Genomic DNA, 17,696 nt, shown 5'->3' with positions numbered 1-17,696 from the left:
CTTGGCCGGATCGTGCATGGTTCAGTTCGCAGCCGGCTGGCCGGGCTTGAGCTTGTAGAGGCGCCGCGCGTTCTCGCTCGCCACCTGGAGTGCCAGTTCGGGGGGAAGCTGCTCGATCAGACCGCGCAGGTTGTCCATGCCTTCCGCGCTGGAACCGCGGGAAATGCCGGTCGGGGCGTAGAAGGCATCGCTGCCCAGCATGAAACGGTCGGGAAAGGCCTGGACCAGCGCCAGCCAGCCCCCCCTGAGCTGGCCCGAGGGCTCCAGCGCCATGGTGTTGCGCGGGCCGCCGCGGTTGAGGCGGAAGCTCATGTACAGATTGGGGTGGGCCTGGAGCATTTCCGTGACCACCTGCGGGTTGCGGGTGTTGATGGGCTCGAAGCCCACGTGCGACCAGACGATCCTGGCCTTGCGGTTGTGTGCCAGCAGCCGCTCGAACGCCGCGCGGTTGGCCTGGAGCTGGGCCGGGTTGGGTGGGCTCTTGAGGATGGGCGGGAGCGGCATGTCCTGCGGCACCATGTCGAAGTGCATGTCGATCGGCACGTCGTGTTCGGCGGCAATGTCGGCCAGCAGCAGGAGCAGCGGGTGGTCGGCCGGTACGCTGGAATAGGCGTGGCCGGGCCCCATGGCCGGCAGGGACAGGTGCTGGATGAACATCTCCCCGAAACCCACGCCGCCCAGCGCGATGATGCGCTCGGCCCGCTGGCGAAACTTCTGCCGCATCGCTTCGTCCACCGCCTCGGGGCGGGTTTCGTTGATCATGATGGTCAGCGATCCGCCGCCGCCGAGCACGGCAAAACGGTCTGGATGCGCCTGGGCCGCAAACAGCAGGTCCTCGATGTCGTGGTTGATGCTCGCGTAGAAGCTGGCTCGTGGTGGCGACATGAGCAGCGACATGCGGATGTTGCGGCGGTTCATCTCCTTGATCGCGATTGCAAGCGATGCATGGAAGTTCATCTGGGGAACCGATTCGAAATGCATGTGCGTGTCGACCAGGGGGATCGCCGCAGGCTGCGCCTGCGCCATACCGGCCCAGCACAACACCAGGGCCCCTAATACTCTGTTCAGCATCTGCTTGCTTTCCTAGGTTGAACGTCAGGGAACCCTGCCGATTATGCGGTCCTCAGGACAAGCTACTTCATCACCAGCCCGCCGTCCACCACCAGCACCTGCCCGGTCATGAAACGGCTCCAGTCCGAAGCAAGGAAAAGCACCGGGCCGGCCACGTCTTCAGGCCGGGCGATGCGCCGCAAGGGTGTCTGCGCCACGATGGCTTCTTTCACATCCTCTTTGGTCGCGCGGCTGGCATCGGTCGGGTAGACCAGGCCCGGCGCCACGCAGTTCACGCGGATGCCCAGCGGCCCCAGTTCGGCCGCGAGGTTGCGGCTGAAGCCCACCAGCGCGGACTTGGCCGTTGCGTAGTCGTGATACGGCACCACGGGCCGCTCGACCAGATCACTGGCCAGGTTGACGATGCAGCCCTGCGCGCGCTGGCGCATGCCGGGCAGCACGGCCTGGCAGACGTTGTACGTCGCGCGCACGGCACCGTCGAACTGGGTCTGGTAGTCGTCCCACCCGGTTTCCCAGAAACGCTTGCGCTGTTCGGGGTCGAAGCGGTAGGGCGCGAAGGCGTTGTTGACCAGCACGTCGATGCGGCCCAGTTCGGCCTGCACCTGGGCCACCAGGGCCTGCACCTGAGCGGCGTCATTCACGTCGGCGCGAATGGCCCAGGCATCTCCACCTGTTGCAGCACCCGCCGCCTTGCACTGCGCCACCACCGCGTCGGCGGCGGCCTCGTTGCGCAGGTAGTTCACCACCACGAAGCCACCCTCGGCCGCAAAAGCCTGCGTGATGGCCGCGCCGATGCCGCGGCTGGCGCCGGTGACGAGGATGACCTGGCCCTGGAAATTCATGCTTATTTACCGGGCAGCAGGTCGGCGGACACCACGTCCTTCATCTTGAGGTCGCGCTGGACCAGGCCGATCTTCTTCCAGGCGTCGGCGCCCTTTTGCAGCATGTCGACATCGATGGCACCCAGCCCGTTCTTCTGCGTCAGTGGCGAGACGCTGGAGAGATTGCGCAGCTTGATCACTTCCAGGTTCACGGTTTCGTTCTGGCCGTTGATGGCGCGCTTGACCGCCAGCGCGGCGGCTTCCTGCGGGTTGTTGATCATCCACTGCATGCTGTCGCGGTAAGCGGCCAGGAAACGCTTGAGCACGTCCTTCTTCTGCTGGTACGTTTCCTCGCGCACCACGAAGATGTCGCTGGAGACGTTGAGCGAGTTGCGCACTTCCATCACGTTCACCTCACCCACGCCTCTGGCGCGGGCCACCAGCAGGCCGGTGTCGGTAGCGGCGGTGGCGTCCACCTGCCCCTGCATCAGCGGCGCGAAGTTCAGCAGGCCCGTGACGACAATGGTCACGTCCTTCTCGCTCAGGCCGGCCTGGTTCAGCAGAAGCTGCAGATTGGTCAGCGTGCCGCTGGACAGGCTGTAGACGCCGATCTTCTTGCCTTTCAGATCCGCAGGCTTGCTGATACCGCGGCTCTTGAGCGCCACCACGTTGAAGATGTTCTGCGGGTAGATGTCGTAGATCACGCGCAGCTTCTCGCCCTTGTCCAGCGCGGCGTAGAGCGAACCCGGGTCGGTGAAGGCCACGTCGGCCTGGCCGCTGAGCAGGTTGCGCACGGCATCGCCACCACCGGTGCCGGGCATGAAGACCATGGCGATGCCCTGCGCGCGGAAGAAGCCCTTGTCGGGCTCGACCAGCAGATTGGTGATCTCGGAGATGGGGCCGCCCCAGCCGGCGATCGTCACCTTGTCCAGCTTGGCCTGGGCCCAGGCGCCGGTGCACAGGGCACCGAGTGCGAGCGCAGCGAAGGTGCGCAGGAAATGTCGTTTCATGGTGTCGTCCTCAAAGGTTGGATGAATAGGGTCGCAGCAACCGACGCTCGATCCAGAGCGTGGCCTCGTACAGCAGCAGGCCGATCAGCGTGATCAGCAGCAGCACGGCAAACATCAGCGGCGTGTCCATCGAGCCCTGGGCGGCGATGATCAGCGCGCCCAGGCCCTTGCTGGCGCCTATGAACTCACCCACCACCGCCCCCACCAGGGCCAGTACCACGGCCACACGCAGGCCGGCCAGGATGGCGGGCAGCCCGGCGGGCACCTTGAGCCGCCACAGGGTCTGCCAGCGGGTTGCCCCCAGCATGCGGAACAGTTCGAGCCGCGCGGCGTCAACCTGGGCGATGCCGGTCAAGGTGTTTTCCAGCAGGGGGAAGAAGCAGATCAGCGCGGTGATGACCACCGTGGGCACGGTGCCGAAACCGAACCAGACGATGAACAGCGGCACCAGCGCCAGCTTCGGCACCACCTGGCTGGTCACCACATAGGGCATGAGCACGCGGCGCAAGACGGCCGATTCACCGAGCAACACGCCCCCGATAAAACCCATGGCCACACCCAGCGCCAGCCCCAGGCCCAGTTCCAGCAGGGTCTGGGCCACGTGCGGCCAGAGATAACCCGTCTGCAGGCCGCGCAGCAACGCTGCGCCGATCACGCTGGGCGCGGGCAGCACCAGCGGCGAAAACCTGAAGGCCGACACGGCCCACTCCCAGGCCAGCAGCAGGATGACCAGCAAGGCGAAAGCCAAAAGACGCGGGTAGCGGATCATTCAGCCCCCTCCCCGTCCATGGCATGCCGCAGTTCGGCGCAGATCGCGTTGAAGGCCGCGCTGTAGCGCAGGTCCCGTCCGCGCGGGCGCGGCAGGTCCACACGGATGTCATGGCGGATGCGGCCGGCGTCCATCACCGCCACGCGGTCGGCCAGGTAGACCGCCTCGGCGATGTCGTGCGTGACAAAAAACACCGAGGTGCCGCGCGCACGGCACATGGCTTGCAACTCGTCCTGCAGTTCCTCGCGCGTGATGGCATCGAGCGCGGCGAAAGGCTCGTCCATCAGCAGGATGGGCGGATCGAGCAGCAGCGCGCGAGCTATCGCCACGCGGCTCTGCTGTCCGCCGGACAACTGGCGCGGATGGTGTCGCAGGTAAGCACTCAGGCCCATCTGCGCCAGCAGCTGTTCGGCGCGTGCGCGGTCGACGTCTGTCGGCGTGCGCTGCAGGGTCAGGGGCAGCAGCACGTTGTCCAGCACAGTGAGCCAGTCCAGCAGCGTGGGCTGCTGGAACACAAAACCTGTGCCGGGGCCGGGCGCGTGCAGCGCCTGGCCCTGCAGGCTCACCGTGCCCGCATCGGGTTGCAGCAGGCCCGCGGCCAGCTTGAGCAGGGTGGTCTTGCCGCAGCCGCTGCGCCCCACCAGGCAGTGGAACTCGCCGGGCGCGATGTCCCAGTCCACACGCTGCACCACCGGCGGCCAGCCGGGGAAGGTGTAACTCACCTGCTGCATGTCGAGGAAGGGGGCAGCGCTCATATCAATCCCTGTACGGCGCGTAGGCCTCAGCCGCATCCTCGGCCGATTGTTCGAGCTCGACCATGCGCACCAGGTCCAGCAGGCTGAAACGCCCGTCGTGGTGCCAGCCGGCTTCGGGCGCGGTCATCTGGCCCAGGGCGCAGATGCGCGTGGCACCGGCCGCGCCCAGCCGTTCGGCCAGCGCATGCAGTTCCTGCGGCGCAGCGGCCAGGCCCACGGTCTGTAGCACCTCGCGCTGCGCGGCCAGCAGGGGCAGCGTGTCCGCCAGGCGGTCCACCGCCTGCACCTGCACCGTGCGGTTCAGCGCGCAGGGCAGCAAGGCGCTGGCCTGCTCAGCATAGGCCACGCACCAGGGGGCACCGGCGTCGCCCAGCAGTTCCACGCCGGCCCCGGCAAAACCTTGCAGCTCCTGGCCCTGGCGCCAGCCGGCCACGCTGGCGGATTCTTCCAGCGTGAGCGTGCGGCGCGCAAATTTATGCTGGAGTGCGGCCAGCTCACCGGCCAGCTGCTGCGCGAACTCGCGCGGCGTCACGCGGCCACCGCGCGCCACGTAATAGGTGTGCGGCGAATAACAACCCTGCTGCTCGTAGCGCACCACGTCCAGCGCCGCGGCGCGTGCCGTGGCCGGGGCATGGGCCACGTCCAGCGCGGCCGCCGAGACCAGGCCCACGCTGAGCTTGTGGCCGTGCGGCAGGAAACGCGTGCTCACCGGTACCTGCTGCCTGAGCGCTGTCAACGTGTCATTGCCGCCATAGGCCAGCACCGTGTCGGCTTCGGCAAACAGCGCGCGCTCGCTGGCCGTGTCGCCGCCCTTGAACCAGACGATGGCCAGCACCTCGGCCAGGCGCGGTTCCACCTCGGCCAGCAGGCGCGCGAACAAGGAAGCGAACAGCGGCTCGGCGCTGGCCACCTTGCCGATGGCCGGCGCCTTGACCAGCAGGCCGCAGACCAGGCTCCACAGCGGCAGGCCCGGCACGTTGCCGGCCCAGACGTGCACCAGCAGTTCGGGGCCGAGTGCGCGCGCCATGCCGCCCTTGGCCCGTGGCTGGAACTCGTCGAGCAGCTTGGGGTTGCTGAAGTCCTCGGCCACGAAACGCTGCAGTTGCGGCGCGCGGAAGGTCTTGAGGTAGGCGTTGAGGCCCAGGCGCACCATCTCGGCGTCGAAGCCGCTGATGCGTGGCAGCAGCAGCTCCAGTTCCAGTCGGTAAGGATCGGCGGGGTTGAGCAGGCGCTCGATGGCGCGGTCGATGGCGGCAATGATCTGCGTGACCGGCATGGGCTTGAGTTGCGTGCGCCCCTGGCTGCGCACATGCGCGGCCAGCGTGTGCAGCTGGGCTGGCGTGAGCTGCGGCACCAGCACATCGACCTGCTGTGCACCGGCGCCAAAGCCCAGCGTGTGCCACTGCACCTCGCTGGAGTTCAGGCCCGGCAGATAACCGGCGGTGACTTTCATGACTGTGCCGCCCGCAGGAATTCATCCACCGCCAGCGAGCAGCCCTTGGCCTGCGCGCCCTGGGCGCGGCCCAGCAGCAGGAAACCACCCTCCACTGCCACGCCCACGTCCTCGGTGAGGATGGTGGTGACGGAATTGAAGTTGCCCAGGTCCGTATGCGCCAGGATGCCTCGCTCACCCCGGGGCATCTCCTGCCCGGTGAGCGGGTCCAGCACGCGCGTGCGGATCCAGTGCGGACCGGATTTGACGGCCGGCAGCACGGCATTGCCCGCATCGTAGAACTGCGTACTGAGTTCCGTCATGCCGTACATATTGATGCAGGCGCTGCGCGGCACGCCGAAAGTCGATGCGAGCGCGTCGTAGAACGCGTCCATGTCCATCTCGCGCGACTGGCCCTTGAAACCACCGGTGTCGAGCAAGCGGCTGCCGGCCGGCAATTTGAATTGCAGGCCGCGCGCCTGCAGCGCATCCATCAGGTGCACGAAGCTGTAGCTCGCGCCCAGCAGCGCAAAAGGTTCGCCGCTGGCCTGCACCTGCGCCAGCGTGGCGCAGAGCGCGTCCACCTGCAGGCCTTCGGTGTCCAGGTAATAGCGGCTCTCGGGTGTACCGAAGTTGTGCAGGGCCAGCGCCAGGTAATGCGCCAGCGAGGAATTGGGCATCAGCTGTTCGCTCGGAAAAAGGAGGCCCATACGCACACGATCAGACCCGCCCATGAAACGCTGGCGGAAGTTCAAGGTCATCGACAGGTCGTAGACCTGCAGCTGCGGGTGGTAGTGCCGGCCCTTGACGTCGCCGCGCGTGGTGCCGCTGGTCATGAAAACGCGCTCACAGGCCTCGGGCGGCAGACAGCTCAGCGTCAGGTCCTTGAAGCCGTTGATGGGCACGGCCGGAATGTCGCACCAGCTTTTCACGGTACGCGGCGTGCGGCCGCGCTGCTGGCAGAACTTCTGGAAGGCGGTGTTGTGCTGGAACTGGTGGGCAAAGAGGCGCAGGGCCAGGGCGTTGAAGCTGTTTTCCCCCTCATCCGGGCGCGCGATGAACGCCAGCAGATCGGGAACGATGCCCGAAGCTGGTTGCGACGATGGGTGTACTGCTTCTGCCACGAAAACCTTTCCTGATGCGCCGGCGGCGCGTGCTCCGAAAGGTGTGGCGAGGCGGGGGCCTGGCTAACAGCTCTTCTTACGTCGGCATGATCCGAGTCAAGTTCACGGGTTCGGTTCGACCATCTCAGCCCTCCACTTGCGCGGACGACACCCCGGAGCAGGGATAATTCTATGCCAAGCGGCAAACCTGCCGCCTTGTTTTGGCGCATTTCTTGCAAGTTGATCCCTATATGAATGAAGCCTTGCGCATCGTGGTGGTGACCTCGGACCTGGGGGTGGGCGACCCCGGGGACGAAGACGCCCTGCAGCAGGCCGACCGTTCGCGCAGCCTGCGCATCGGCCTGCTCGAGAGCGGCTTCAACCTGGTCGCCTCGCTGCCGGCCGACGTCTTCCTCAACGAACGCCTCGCGCAGCTGCAACCCGATTTGGTGATCGTTGACGCCGAGAGCGACGCGCGCGACGCGCTGGAGCACGTGGTGATGGCCACGCGCGAGGCACCGCGCCCCATCGTCATGTTCACCAACGACCAGGACACCTCGCACGTGCGCGCCGCCGTGGCCGCGGGCGTGACGGCCTACATCGTGGCCGGCCTGTCGGCCGAGCGCATCCGCCCCATCCTGGACGTGGCCCTGGCGCGCTTCCAGCACGAGCAGGCCCTGCGCCAGGAACTGGCCGTCACACGCAACGAGCTCGACGAACTCAGCGCCGAGCTCAAGGACCGCAAGACCATCGACCGCGCCAAGGGCCTGCTCATGCAGCGCCAGGGCCTGAGCGAACAGCTGGCCTACGAGAAGCTGCGCAAGACCGCCATGGACAAGGGCATGAAACTGGCCGAGGTCGCGCAGCGCATGCTCGACGTGGCCGATCTGCTTTAGAGCAGCGCACAGCATCTCCTTTTGGTGCACTGCACCATTCCGGCGCATCACCCCCTTCAGCGCACGGACCTCGGTAACCCATTGATAGACATGGGTTTAAAGCTACTAAATCAGTAGCACCCCCAAAACCCCGAAGCTGGCACGCCCTTTGCGTAGCAGTTAACAAGACCACTCACGGTCAACCGGCAGCCCGTCCAACGGCGGATGTGGCCACCGGTACGGACAAAGGCGTCCCCACGGAGCATGGCCGCGTCATCCAGACGCGCCGGCTCGGTGAGGACGCCTTTCTTGTTTTCTTCATCGCCACAAGGAGCTTTCATGCCTGATCTTCTGAACGCCAAACTCAGCCGCCGCGCCGTGCTGCAGACCGCCGCCGTCGGCGCCGTCGGCATCGACCCCGCCCTGCGCGCTGCCGTCTACGCCGCCGGCTCGGATGCACCCGAGAAGAAGGAAGTGAAGATCGGCTTCATCCCGCTGACCGACTGCGCCAGCGTGGTCATGGCCTCGGTGCTGGGCATCGACCAGAAGTACGGCGTGAAGATCATCCCCAGCAAGGAAGCCAGCTGGGCCGGTGTGCGCGACAAGCTGGTCAACGGCGAACTGGACATGGCCCACGTGCTCTACGGCCTGATCTACGGCGTGCACCTGGGTGTCTCCGGTCCCAAGAAGGACATGGCCATCCTGATGAGCCTGAACAACAACGGCCAGGCCATCACCCTGTCCAAGAAGCTGGCCGACAAGGGCGCGGTGGACGCCGCCAGCCTGGCCAAGCTGATGGCCACGGACAAGCGCGAATACACCTTTGCCCAGACCTTCCCCACCGGCACCCACGCCATGTGGCTGTACTACTGGCTGGCCTCGGCCGGCATCAACCCCATGAAGGACGCCAAGGTCATCACCGTGCCGCCGCCCCAGATGGTGGCGAACATGCGCGTGGGCAATATGGACGGCTACTGCGTGGGCGAGCCCTGGGGCCACCGCGCCATCATCGACGGCATCGGCGTCACCGCGGTCACCACGCAGGACATCTGGAAGGACCACCCCGAGAAGGCGCTGGGCACCACCGGCGAGTTCGTCAAGAAGTACCCGAACACCGCGCGCGCCGTGACGGCCGCCATCATCGAGGCCGGCCAGTGGATCGACGCGAGCCTGTCCAACAAGATGAAGATGGCCGAGACCGTGGCCGACAAGAGCTACGTCAACACCAGCGTGGACGCGATCAACCAGCGCATCCTGGGCCGTTACCAGAACGGCATGGGCAAGACCTGGGACGACCCCAACCACATGAAGTTCTACAACGACGGCAAGGCGAGCTTCCCCTACCTCTCCGACGGCATGTGGTTCCTGACCCAGCACAAGCGCTGGGGTCTGCTGAAAGAGCACCCGGACTACCTGGCCGTGGCCAAGCAGATCAACCAGATCGACATCTACAAGCAGGCCGCCACCGCCGCCAAGGCCTCCGTGCCCAAGGACGTGATGCGCACCAGCAAGATGATCGACGGTGTGGTCTGGGACGGCAAGGACCCGAAGAAGTACGCCGACAGTTTCAAGATCAAAGCCTGAAACCTTGCGGGACAGACCAGGCCGCAGGCTTGCTCTGTCCTCAACTGAATAGGAAAGAGGAACCCATCATGGTCAGCGCCGTGTTTCATACCCCCCTGGAACGGGCGACCCCCGTTCCCCTCCCGCCCACCGGCGGGAAAAAGGCAACGACCCCGGCAGCCCCCGCCGTGGAGGCCGTCAAGACGCCGGGCTACGACTGGCGCGGCCTGTGGCTGCGCGTGATCCCGCCGGTGCTGGGCCTGGCCCTGCTGGTGGGCATCTGGGCGCTGGTGACCATCACCAGCAACAGCAGCATCCCCAGCCCGGCCGACACCTTCAAGCAGGCGCTCATCATCTTCAGCGACCCGTTCTACCGCAAGGGCCCGAACGACCAGGGCGTGGGCTGGAACGTGCTGATGTCGCTCGAACGTGTGGCGCTGGGCTTCGGCCTGGCGGCGGCGGTGGGCATCCCGGCCGGTTTCATGATCGGGCGCTTCACCTTCCTGAGCCGCATGTTCAACCCGCTGATCAGCCTGCTGCGCCCGGTCTCGCCGCTGGCCTGGCTGCCCATCGGCCTGCTGGTCTTCAAGGGCGCCAACCCGGCGGCCATCTGGACCATCTTCATCTGCTCCATCTGGCCCATGATCATCAACACCGCGGTGGGCGTGCAGCGCGTGCCGCAGGACTACATGAACGTGGCGCGCGTGCTGCAGCTCTCGGAATGGAAGATCGTCACCAAGATCCTCTTCCCAGCCGTGTTGCCCTACATGCTGACCGGCGTGCGCCTGGCCGTGGGTACGGCCTGGCTGGTGATCGTCGCGGCCGAGATGCTGACCGGCGGCGTGGGCATCGGCTTCTGGGTCTGGGACGAGTGGAACAACCTCAACGTCAAGAACATCATCATCGCCATCTTCGTGATCGGCATCGTCGGCCTGGTGCTCGAATTTGCGCTGATCAAGCTGGCCACCGCCTTCACCTTCGAAGAAGTGAAAAACTGAGGAGTCCGTCATGAACGAATCACTGAGCACCAAGTACATCGAGGTCCAGGGCGTCGAGCAGACCTTCAAGACCGCCAAGGGCTCCTTCCCTGCGCTGCGCGACATCAACCTCACGGTCGCCAAGGGCGAGTTCGTGGCGCTGATCGGCCACTCGGGCTGCGGCAAGTCCACCCTGCTCAACCTGATCGCCGGCCTGACCACGCCCACCAACGGCACATTGCTGTGCGCCAACCGCGAGATCGCCGGCCCCGGCCCCGAGCGCGCGGTGGTGTTCCAGAACCATTCGCTGCTGCCCTGGCTGACCTGCTACGAGAACGTCTACCTCGCCGTGGAACGCGTCTTCGGCGCCGGCAGCAAGAGCACGGGCGCAGCCGCCGAGAACAAGGCCCAGCTCAAGGCCCGCACCGAGGCCGCCCTGGCCCTGGTGGGCCTGACGCCCGCGGCACAAAAGCGCCCCGGCGAAATCTCGGGCGGCATGAAACAGCGCGTGGGCATCGCCCGCGCCCTGTCCATGGAACCCCAGGTGCTGCTGATGGACGAACCCTTCGGCGCCCTGGACGCACTCACCCGCGCCAAGCTGCAGGACGAGCTGCTGGAGATCGTGGCGCGCACCAAAAGCACCGTGGTGATGGTCACGCACGACGTGGACGAGGCCGTGCTGCTGAGCGACAAGATCGTGATGATGACCAACGGCCCGGCCGCCACCATTGGCGAAGTGCTGGCGGTGGACCTGCCGCGTCCGCGCAAACGTGTGGAGCTGGCCGAAGACCCGCGTTACATCAACTGCCGCAAGGCCGTGATCGACTTCCTCTACACGCGCCAGGCGCACGTGGAAAAAGCAGCTTGAATTAAGTACACCCCCGTGCCGCGCCTGAGCGCGGCCCCCACCCTCAAGGGGGCGACACCAGCGGCCCGGCGAAGCCGGTTCCGCGGTGTCCCCGCGCTGAAAACCGGGCACTGCGGCTATCGGCATGACCGCCCCAAGTCCGGGCGCAGATATTGCTTGCATTGAGATGAACAGGCCAATGCCGGCCTGAAATCCCGCATTCGGTGCAAAGGCGCACCGGATCGTTCCAGACGAAGGCGTCCACATGTGCGCAGCCCTGCTGCCATGCACGTGTCGACGCCTTTTTTGTTGGCCCACGGACAAGCACGATGAACAGCTTTCGCAATTTCCTCCAGGCCGGCCACAGCCCCACGCTGCTGGCCTCCTTCGTGTACTTCACCTACTGCTGCGGCGTCTGGGTGACCAACGGCGCCATGGCGCCTTTCATCAAGGAATCGCTGCAGCTCAGCCCCGCGCAGATCGGGCTGATGCTCTCCATCCCGATCTTTGCCGGCGCGCTCATGCGTTTTCCGCTGGGCATCCTGGCGCAGTACATCGGCCGCAAGAACGCCACCCTGGTGGAAATGGGCGGCATCGCCATCGCCCTGCTCTACGGCTACTTCTTCGTCGAGTCCTTCAACGACCTGCTGGCCATGGGCGTGCTGCTGGGCATTGCGGGTGCGAGCTTCGGCGTGGCGCTCTCGCTGGGCTCGGGCTCCTTCCCCGCGCGCTACAAGGGCCTGGCCATGGGCCTGGTGGGCGCGGGCAACGTGGGCACCTCCATCTCGGCCCTGCTGGCGCCGCAGCTGGCCCAGGCCTACGGCTGGAAGGCCGTCTACGGCCTGGCCGCCATCGGCCTGCTGCTGCCGGTGCTGGTGATGGTCTTCATCGCGCGCGAGCCCGACGACGTGGACAAACACGCCAGCTTCCGCGACCACATCGCCTGCCTCTTCGAGAAAGACGGCTGGGCCTTCAGCATCATCTACGCCATCACCTTCGGCGGTTTCATCGGCCTGACCACTTTCCTGCCGAGTTATTACTACGACCAGTTCGGCGTGAGCAAGGTGCAGGCCGGCCAGTTGACCATGCTGGCCGCCTTCATGGGCGCGGCGCTGCGCATCTTCGGCGGCTGGATCTCCGACCACTGGGGCGGCATCAACACGCTGACCGCCGTGCTCGTCATCGTCACCATCTCCCTGCTGCTGTGCGGGCTGGCCGGCGGCTCGCTGGTGCTCACCACCCTGCTCATGATGTTGTGCTTCGCCGCCCTGGGCGCGGGCAACGGCGCGCTGTTCCAGCTGGTTCCCCTGCGCTGGCCGCTGAGCACCGCCGTGGCCGGCTCCATGATCGGCGAGATCGGCGCCCTGGGCGGCGGCCTGGTGCCCAACGCCATGGGCCTGTCCAAGCAATACACCGGCACCTATTTCTGGGGGTTCGCCCTCTTCGCCATGCTCTCGCTCCTGGTGCTGGGCATGACACGCGTGATGCAGCTCCGCTGGACCCGCACCTGGGCTGAGAGGGGAGGCCGCGCGCGCAGCGCGTGACCGCAGCCTGGGACTCAGTCCCTGGCGTGGTCCAGCACGGCCTCGGCCTGTGACGCCGACGGCACCCCTTCGGCCAGCACGTACTCGCCGAGAAAATCCAGGAAACGCCGCACCGCCGGCACCATGCCGCGCCGCGAGGGGTACACCGCGTGGAAGACGCCGGGCGGTGGCGCCCAGCCCGACAGCACATGCACGAGGCGGCCGTCGTCCAGTTCGGCGCGGCACATGTAATCGGGCAGGAAACTCATGCCCACACCTTGCAGCACGGCAAACTTGAGCGTGAGCAGATCGTCGGCCAGCAGGCGCGGGGTGTGGATCAGCGTGTAAGTCTGTCCGCCCGGCCCCTGCAGGACCATGCTCGCCTTGCCGTCGATACCGGACATGGCGACTGTGTCCATGCTCTGCAGATCCTCGGGCGTGGTCGGCTGCCCCAGACGCTTGAGCAAGGCCGGGCTGGCCGCCAGCACGGTGCGCGTCAAGCCCAGATGCTTGACCACCAGGCTGCGGCTGTCCTCCAGGCTCACGCGCACACGCAGCGCCACGTCAAAACCCTCTTCGACCAGATCCACCACGCGGTTGCTGACGCGCATGTCCACGCGCACCTGCGGGTAGCGCGCCAGGAAGGCCGGCAGGATGGGGCCCACCGTGGTCTGCGCCAGTGTCACCGGGCAGGCCACGCGCACCGTGCCGCCCGGCTCGGTCTGCACCTGCTCCACCGCCTCGGTGGCCGCTTCGGCCGCATCGCGCATGGCCAGGCAGTGGCGCAGGTAGTGCTCGCCCACGTCGGTCAGCGAAAGCTTGCGCGTGGTCCTGTGCAGCAGGCGCACGCCCAGGCGCCCTTCGAGTTCGGCCACCCGGCGCGAGAGCTTGGATTTGGGGATGCCCAGGTGCCGGCTGGCCGCGGCAAAACCGCCGCGTTCGGCCACCTCGGCGAAATACAGCATGTCGTTGAGATCCTGCATCTGGGCCCTCTATTGTCCTATTTTCAGGACAATATAACGCGATTTAGCCATCTAGTCATTCATTGGTCTCATCCTCAGAATAACAACATCGATAACCCACTTGATGAGGACCCCCATGAAAGTTCTGCACATCGACTCCAGCATCCTGAGCGACAACTCCGTTTCGCGCCAGCTGACCCGCACCATCGTGGCCGAATGGCAAGCCCAGCACCCGGGCACCACGGTGGACTACCTGGACCTGGCCGCCGAGGCCCCCAGCCACCTGAGCGCCGAATCCCTGGGTTTCCGCCTGCCGGCCACCGCCACCCTGACGGACGCACAACGCCGTGAAAACGCCGTGTCCGAAGCGCTGGTGAGCCAGTTCCTGGCCGCCGATGTCATCGTGGTGGGCGCACCGCTGTACAACTTCAGCATCCCCAGCCAGCTCAAGGCCTGGATCGACCGCGTCGCCCAGGTGGGCCGCACCTTCAAGTACACCGAGACCGGCCCCGTGGGCCTGGCCGGCGGCAAGACGGTGATCGTGGCCTCCACCCGCGGCGGCGTGTACTCCACCAGCGAAGGTGGCCGCGCCATGGAACACCAGGAAAGCTATCTGCAGACGGTGTTCGGCTTCTTCGGCATCACCGACGTGCGCTTCGTGCGCGCCGAAGGCGTGGCCATGGGCGATGCCAAGAAGGCCGCAGCCCTGGACAGCGCCACCCTGCAACTCAAGGCCGCCACCCGCAAGGCCGCCAACCAGGACCAGGCAGCCATCGCGGCCTGATGAACGTCAGCGTTAAAAAGCCGGCCCTCCGTTAAGGAGGGCCGGCTTTTTTATGGGCGCAGTGGGCTGCTGACAGCCTTTGCTGGATCAGCGTGGGCTGGGTTGTTCAATGGAAAACACGCTCGCCCCAAAAGAAAAAGGCCTAGGCCAACGATAGCCAAAGAGCCAAGCAAAAAAGCCGCGGTCGACACCCAGAAGAAAACAGGGTGGCCAGCCTGTGCCACGGTCAGGGTTGATCGCGACAGCGCCAGTACCTCTCCGGTGCTGATGCCTTCGAGGGTCAGCCCAAAAATGGCACACCCAAGAGACAGAAACAGGCCTCCGCTAGGGAAAAGCGTCCAACGGCTCTTCATCCTCAAGCCCAGAGCCAGAAGCAGTGCGGGTGGCATGGTGATCAAAATGCCGAGCAGTCCGTACTCGACCAAGAATCTGCCCACCGTTGCAAGAGTGAAACCCGACATGCTGTTTAACGTACTAGTTCGGAGGGTGTCGCGTGGAACGGCGAGTTGGATTGCTATATTGCCTCAGCGACAGGACCCCAATGACGAGTGACGCAGAGGCAATGAGAAAGGGGAATACAGCGGCACCTTGGTTTCCGAAGGCAGCACATGCAGGAACAAGCACCAGCGCGAGCTTTGAACCAAAGAACTCGCAGTCGGTGGCGGTGAAGACCCTGAAAGCCAGCCAATAGAAGAGAACAGCAACGGCGACGAAAAGGAAGACAGGGACTACTCGCCTCTCCTGAAGCCGCTGTTTTTTGAGATTACTTGTTCTCTTGTCCATTAGTCGAGGTGAGGTGGCACTAATGAAAGCTGACGTTTGAAATGAGCGAGAACCGCTGGCATCCCACTCTCGGTTGAGATGAATTAGACGGAATTCCCACGACCTCTTCCATTCCTCTTTGATGAGTCGCCGTCCCGCGACCACCCCCAAACGATTAACAAACCAAGAGAGACCATAAGACCACAGCTGGTCAGGCGATAGAAAAAGCCAAGTGCCGAGGGCTCGCCACTGACAACGCCGTACCCAATGTAGCGCTTGAAATTGAGGTACGGTTGCGGAACATCTGGATAGATGGCAACCAAGTAAAGCGGAACAACAAAGAAGGTCAAGGCGAAGCAAACCAGCATCCACGCTCTGAAGAATCGGAATATCCAGAGGAAGACCTTCATGCCATCTGACTCGATACAAACAGCAAAACTGCCATATGAACAAGGTTCAAGTCCATCAAGTCGTTCTCCCCTTATTTGTTGTAAGCGCCTGATTTATATCAGCCTTCCCACAGAAAGGTAAGTGCCACAGTCTCGCCGCCCCTACTTCGGCAAAAACAGCAACCAGTAGATCAACAGCACATTAAACAGAGCACTAACCCCGAACAACAGTTTCCACACAAAGGTCGGGTCCCGCTGCAACAGCGGCGAGGCCGGCGGCGCCGTCAACGGCCGAGAAGCCCCGCGCTCCAGCGCCAGCAGAAACTCCTCCGCCGTCTCGAAGCGTTGGCGCTTGTCGCGGGCCACGGCCTTGAGCACCACGTGGTCCAGCCAGATGGGCACCTCGGGGTTGTGGCGGCTCGGTGGCGTCGGGTCGCGGTAATAACGGCCGCTCTGGTAGGGCAGCACCTCGCCGTAGGGCAGCTTGCCCTCGGCCAGCAGTTGGTAGAAGGTGACACCCAGGGCGAAGAGGTCGCTCATGGCGTCGGGGTCCTCGGGCGGCACATTGGTGTCGATGCCGCCGGCGCGCACGGTAAAGCCCCATTGCTCGGGGTTGATATAGCTGGGCGTGCCCGCGTGCAGACGGCGCATGGCCTCGGGCTCGCGCCCGCTCAGGGCCACGCCCAGGTCCAGCAGGCGCAGCACGCCGTCTTCGCCCTGGTGCAGGTTGGCGGGTTTGATGTCGCGGTGCACCACGCTCTGGCGGTGCAGGCGGCCCAGGGCCTTGAGCACCTGGGTGGCCAGGGCCACGGCCTGGGCCGGGCTGAAGCGCTGCTGGCGGGCCAGCATCTGCTGCAGGGTCTCGCCGGCATGCCAGTCGTAGAGCAGGTAGAAAGCCGTCTGCCCCTTGCCGGCGGGCGGCTTCTCGTGCAGGCGCACCAGGTGCTCGGCCGCGCGTGAGGTCTGCATGCATTGCGCCAGCCAGGCCTCGTGGGCCAGCATGGCGCATTCCTCGGGGTCGTGGGCGCGCGAGGGATGCAGGGTCTTGAGGGCGTAGTCGGTCTGGGTGTGGGTGTCCCGCACTTTGTAGATCAGGTTGATGCCGTTGTCGGCGGCCACCTCTTCCACACGCAGGCCGTCGATCAGTTCGCCCGGTTTCAGGCGCACCGGCACCGGCAGGGCCTGGGCGCTGCGGCTCACGTCCTGCAGCGTGGCGTCCAGCAGGCCCAGCACACGCACCACCAGGGCGGTGGCGTTGTCGTTGCTGCCGGCCTTGATGGCGGCCTGCACCAGGCTTTCGCTGATGAGCTGCGCGTTGGCCAGTTCGGCCATTTCCGCGAGCAGGCGCAGACGCAGCGAGCCGTGCACGCCGTCGCTCAGCAGGATGAAGACGTCGCCCACCTGCAGGTCGCCCTGGATGTAGTCCACCACCAGGCGGTCTTCCGCGCCCACCACGCGCATGAGCTGGTGGCGGAAATCGGGGTGGGGCATGACGTGGTCCACCGTGAGCTGGGTCACCTGCCCCTCGCGCAGCAGGTAGGCCCGCGTGTCGCCCACATGGGCCAGGGTGTAGGAGTGCCCGCGCAGCACCAGGGCGGTGAGCGTGGTCATGCCGGTGGCGGGCGCACGCCGGCGGTTGGTGGCGGCCAGCCAGGTGTTCTGCGCGGCGATCAGGCGGTCCAGCGCCACGGTGGTATCCCAGGTTTGGGGCGTGCTGTAGTAATCACGCACCAATGTGGCCACCGTGGTCTGGGCCGCCTCCTGGCCCAGGCCGCCGGCGCTCACGCCGTCGGCAATGGCGGCGATCACCCCCATGTCCTCGCGCCCGTCCTCGGGCAGCATGGCGCCGGCGAAGTCCTCGTTGACGGCCTTGGCACCTGCAAGCGAGGTGTAGCCGATGTCCATTTCAAAGCTCATGCTGACCGTTCCGCAAGATTGATGCCGGTGTTGGTGCATTTTGAAGGCGCCTGCCGGCCAGGCAGTCTCCTTTCTTTTGTTGCCCCGCACAAAACTGGCACGACCCTTGCATCGCTTCAGGCGTACCCGGCCAAAG

General features: G+C 65.5%; 16 protein-coding genes and 1 riboswitch. Of the genes, 6 read left to right on the top strand and 10 right to left on the bottom strand.

The annotated features are described in order from the left end of the window. Positions 1–21: 21 nt before the first annotated feature. The 7 genes from AO057_RS08845 to AO057_RS08815 form a co-directional block, all read right to left on the bottom strand. Positions 22–1,071 (bottom strand): amidohydrolase family protein, encoded by a 1,050-nt coding sequence (locus AO057_RS08845; protein ID WP_082605486.1) that lies wholly within the window; start codon positions 1,069–1,071, stop codon positions 22–24. Between the two features lie 62 nt (positions 1,072–1,133). Next, the gene (locus AO057_RS08840; RefSeq protein ID WP_057675281.1) at positions 1,134–1,913 is read right to left on the bottom strand and encodes a 3-oxoacyl-ACP reductase; all 780 of its coding nucleotides are present in this window, start codon (positions 1,911–1,913) and stop codon (positions 1,134–1,136) included. Positions 1,914–1,915: 2 nt separating this feature from the next. After that, a complete protein-coding gene (locus tag AO057_RS08835; RefSeq protein WP_057675280.1) occupies positions 1,916–2,902 on the bottom strand; it encodes an ABC transporter substrate-binding protein in 987 nt (328 codons plus the stop codon). Positions 2,903–2,912: 10 nt separating this feature from the next. Continuing rightward, positions 2,913–3,671: an ABC transporter permease gene (locus AO057_RS08830; protein WP_057675279.1), complete on the bottom strand. Its 759-nt coding sequence runs from the start codon at positions 3,669–3,671 to the stop codon at positions 2,913–2,915. Further along, the gene (locus tag AO057_RS08825; protein WP_082605485.1) at positions 3,668–4,426 is read right to left on the bottom strand and encodes an ABC transporter ATP-binding protein; all 759 of its coding nucleotides are present in this window, start codon (positions 4,424–4,426) and stop codon (positions 3,668–3,670) included. The genes AO057_RS08830 and AO057_RS08825 overlap by 4 nt, the downstream gene beginning before the upstream one ends. Position 4,427: 1 nt before the next feature. Further along, positions 4,428–5,879 (bottom strand): acyl-CoA reductase, encoded by a 1,452-nt coding sequence (locus tag AO057_RS08820; RefSeq protein ID WP_057675277.1) that lies wholly within the window; start codon positions 5,877–5,879, stop codon positions 4,428–4,430. After that, positions 5,876–6,982: a LuxE/PaaK family acyltransferase gene (locus AO057_RS08815; RefSeq protein ID WP_057675276.1), complete on the bottom strand. Its 1,107-nt coding sequence runs from the start codon at positions 6,980–6,982 to the stop codon at positions 5,876–5,878. Before AO057_RS08815 ends, AO057_RS08820 begins: the two co-directional genes overlap by 4 nt. A gap of 56 nt (positions 6,983–7,038) precedes the next feature. Then, positions 7,039–7,147: riboswitch (TPP riboswitch) on the bottom strand. A gap of 65 nt (positions 7,148–7,212) precedes the next feature. Between AO057_RS08815 and AO057_RS08810 the strand changes: the two genes are divergently transcribed. From AO057_RS08810 to AO057_RS08790, 5 genes are all read left to right on the top strand, one after another. Then, positions 7,213–7,857, top strand: coding sequence for an ANTAR domain-containing response regulator (locus AO057_RS08810; protein ID WP_057675275.1), 645 nt, complete (start codon positions 7,213–7,215; stop codon positions 7,855–7,857). A 318-nt stretch (positions 7,858–8,175) separates the two neighbouring features. Further along, complete coding sequence (locus tag AO057_RS08805) at positions 8,176–9,420, top strand: CmpA/NrtA family ABC transporter substrate-binding protein (RefSeq protein ID WP_057675274.1); 1,245 nt, start codon at positions 8,176–8,178, stop codon at positions 9,418–9,420. A 68-nt stretch (positions 9,421–9,488) separates the two neighbouring features. Continuing rightward, complete coding sequence (ntrB, locus tag AO057_RS08800; RefSeq protein WP_082605484.1) at positions 9,489–10,397, top strand: nitrate ABC transporter permease; 909 nt, start codon at positions 9,489–9,491, stop codon at positions 10,395–10,397. Between the two features lie 10 nt (positions 10,398–10,407). Then, positions 10,408–11,244: an ABC transporter ATP-binding protein gene (locus AO057_RS08795; RefSeq protein WP_057675273.1), complete on the top strand. Its 837-nt coding sequence runs from the start codon at positions 10,408–10,410 to the stop codon at positions 11,242–11,244. 308 nt (positions 11,245–11,552) lie between these two features. After that, positions 11,553–12,767, top strand: coding sequence for an MFS transporter (locus AO057_RS08790; RefSeq protein WP_057675272.1), 1,215 nt, complete (start codon positions 11,553–11,555; stop codon positions 12,765–12,767). Between the two features lie 14 nt (positions 12,768–12,781). Here the strand turns inward: AO057_RS08790 and AO057_RS08785 are convergent, their stop codons facing one another. Then, on the bottom strand, positions 12,782–13,729 hold the full coding sequence (locus tag AO057_RS08785; protein ID WP_057675271.1) for a LysR family transcriptional regulator: 948 nt from the start codon (positions 13,727–13,729) through the stop codon (positions 12,782–12,784). 115 nt (positions 13,730–13,844) lie between these two features. Here AO057_RS08785 and AO057_RS08780 point away from each other — a divergent pair, with 115 nt between their 5' ends. Next, a complete protein-coding gene (locus tag AO057_RS08780; protein WP_057675270.1) occupies positions 13,845–14,492 on the top strand; it encodes an FMN-dependent NADH-azoreductase in 648 nt (215 codons plus the stop codon). Between the two features lie 50 nt (positions 14,493–14,542). Here AO057_RS08780 and AO057_RS18080 read toward each other — a convergent pair whose 3' ends face one another. Together AO057_RS18080 and AO057_RS08770 are read right to left on the bottom strand one after the other, a co-directional pair. Continuing rightward, on the bottom strand, positions 14,543–14,953 hold the full coding sequence (locus AO057_RS18080; protein WP_205630011.1) for a hypothetical protein: 411 nt from the start codon (positions 14,951–14,953) through the stop codon (positions 14,543–14,545). Between the two features lie 852 nt (positions 14,954–15,805). Then, entirely contained in the window at positions 15,806–17,560 is a 1,755-nt protein-coding gene (locus tag AO057_RS08770; protein WP_057675268.1) for a bifunctional protein-serine/threonine kinase/phosphatase, read from the bottom strand. Between the last annotated feature and the right edge of the window lie 136 nt (positions 17,561–17,696).

The organism is Curvibacter sp. PAE-UM (assembly GCF_001432305.1).
Lineage (GTDB): Bacteria > Pseudomonadota > Gammaproteobacteria > Burkholderiales > Burkholderiaceae_C > Hylemonella.
This window is presented reverse-complemented; position numbering and strand designations above follow the sequence as displayed.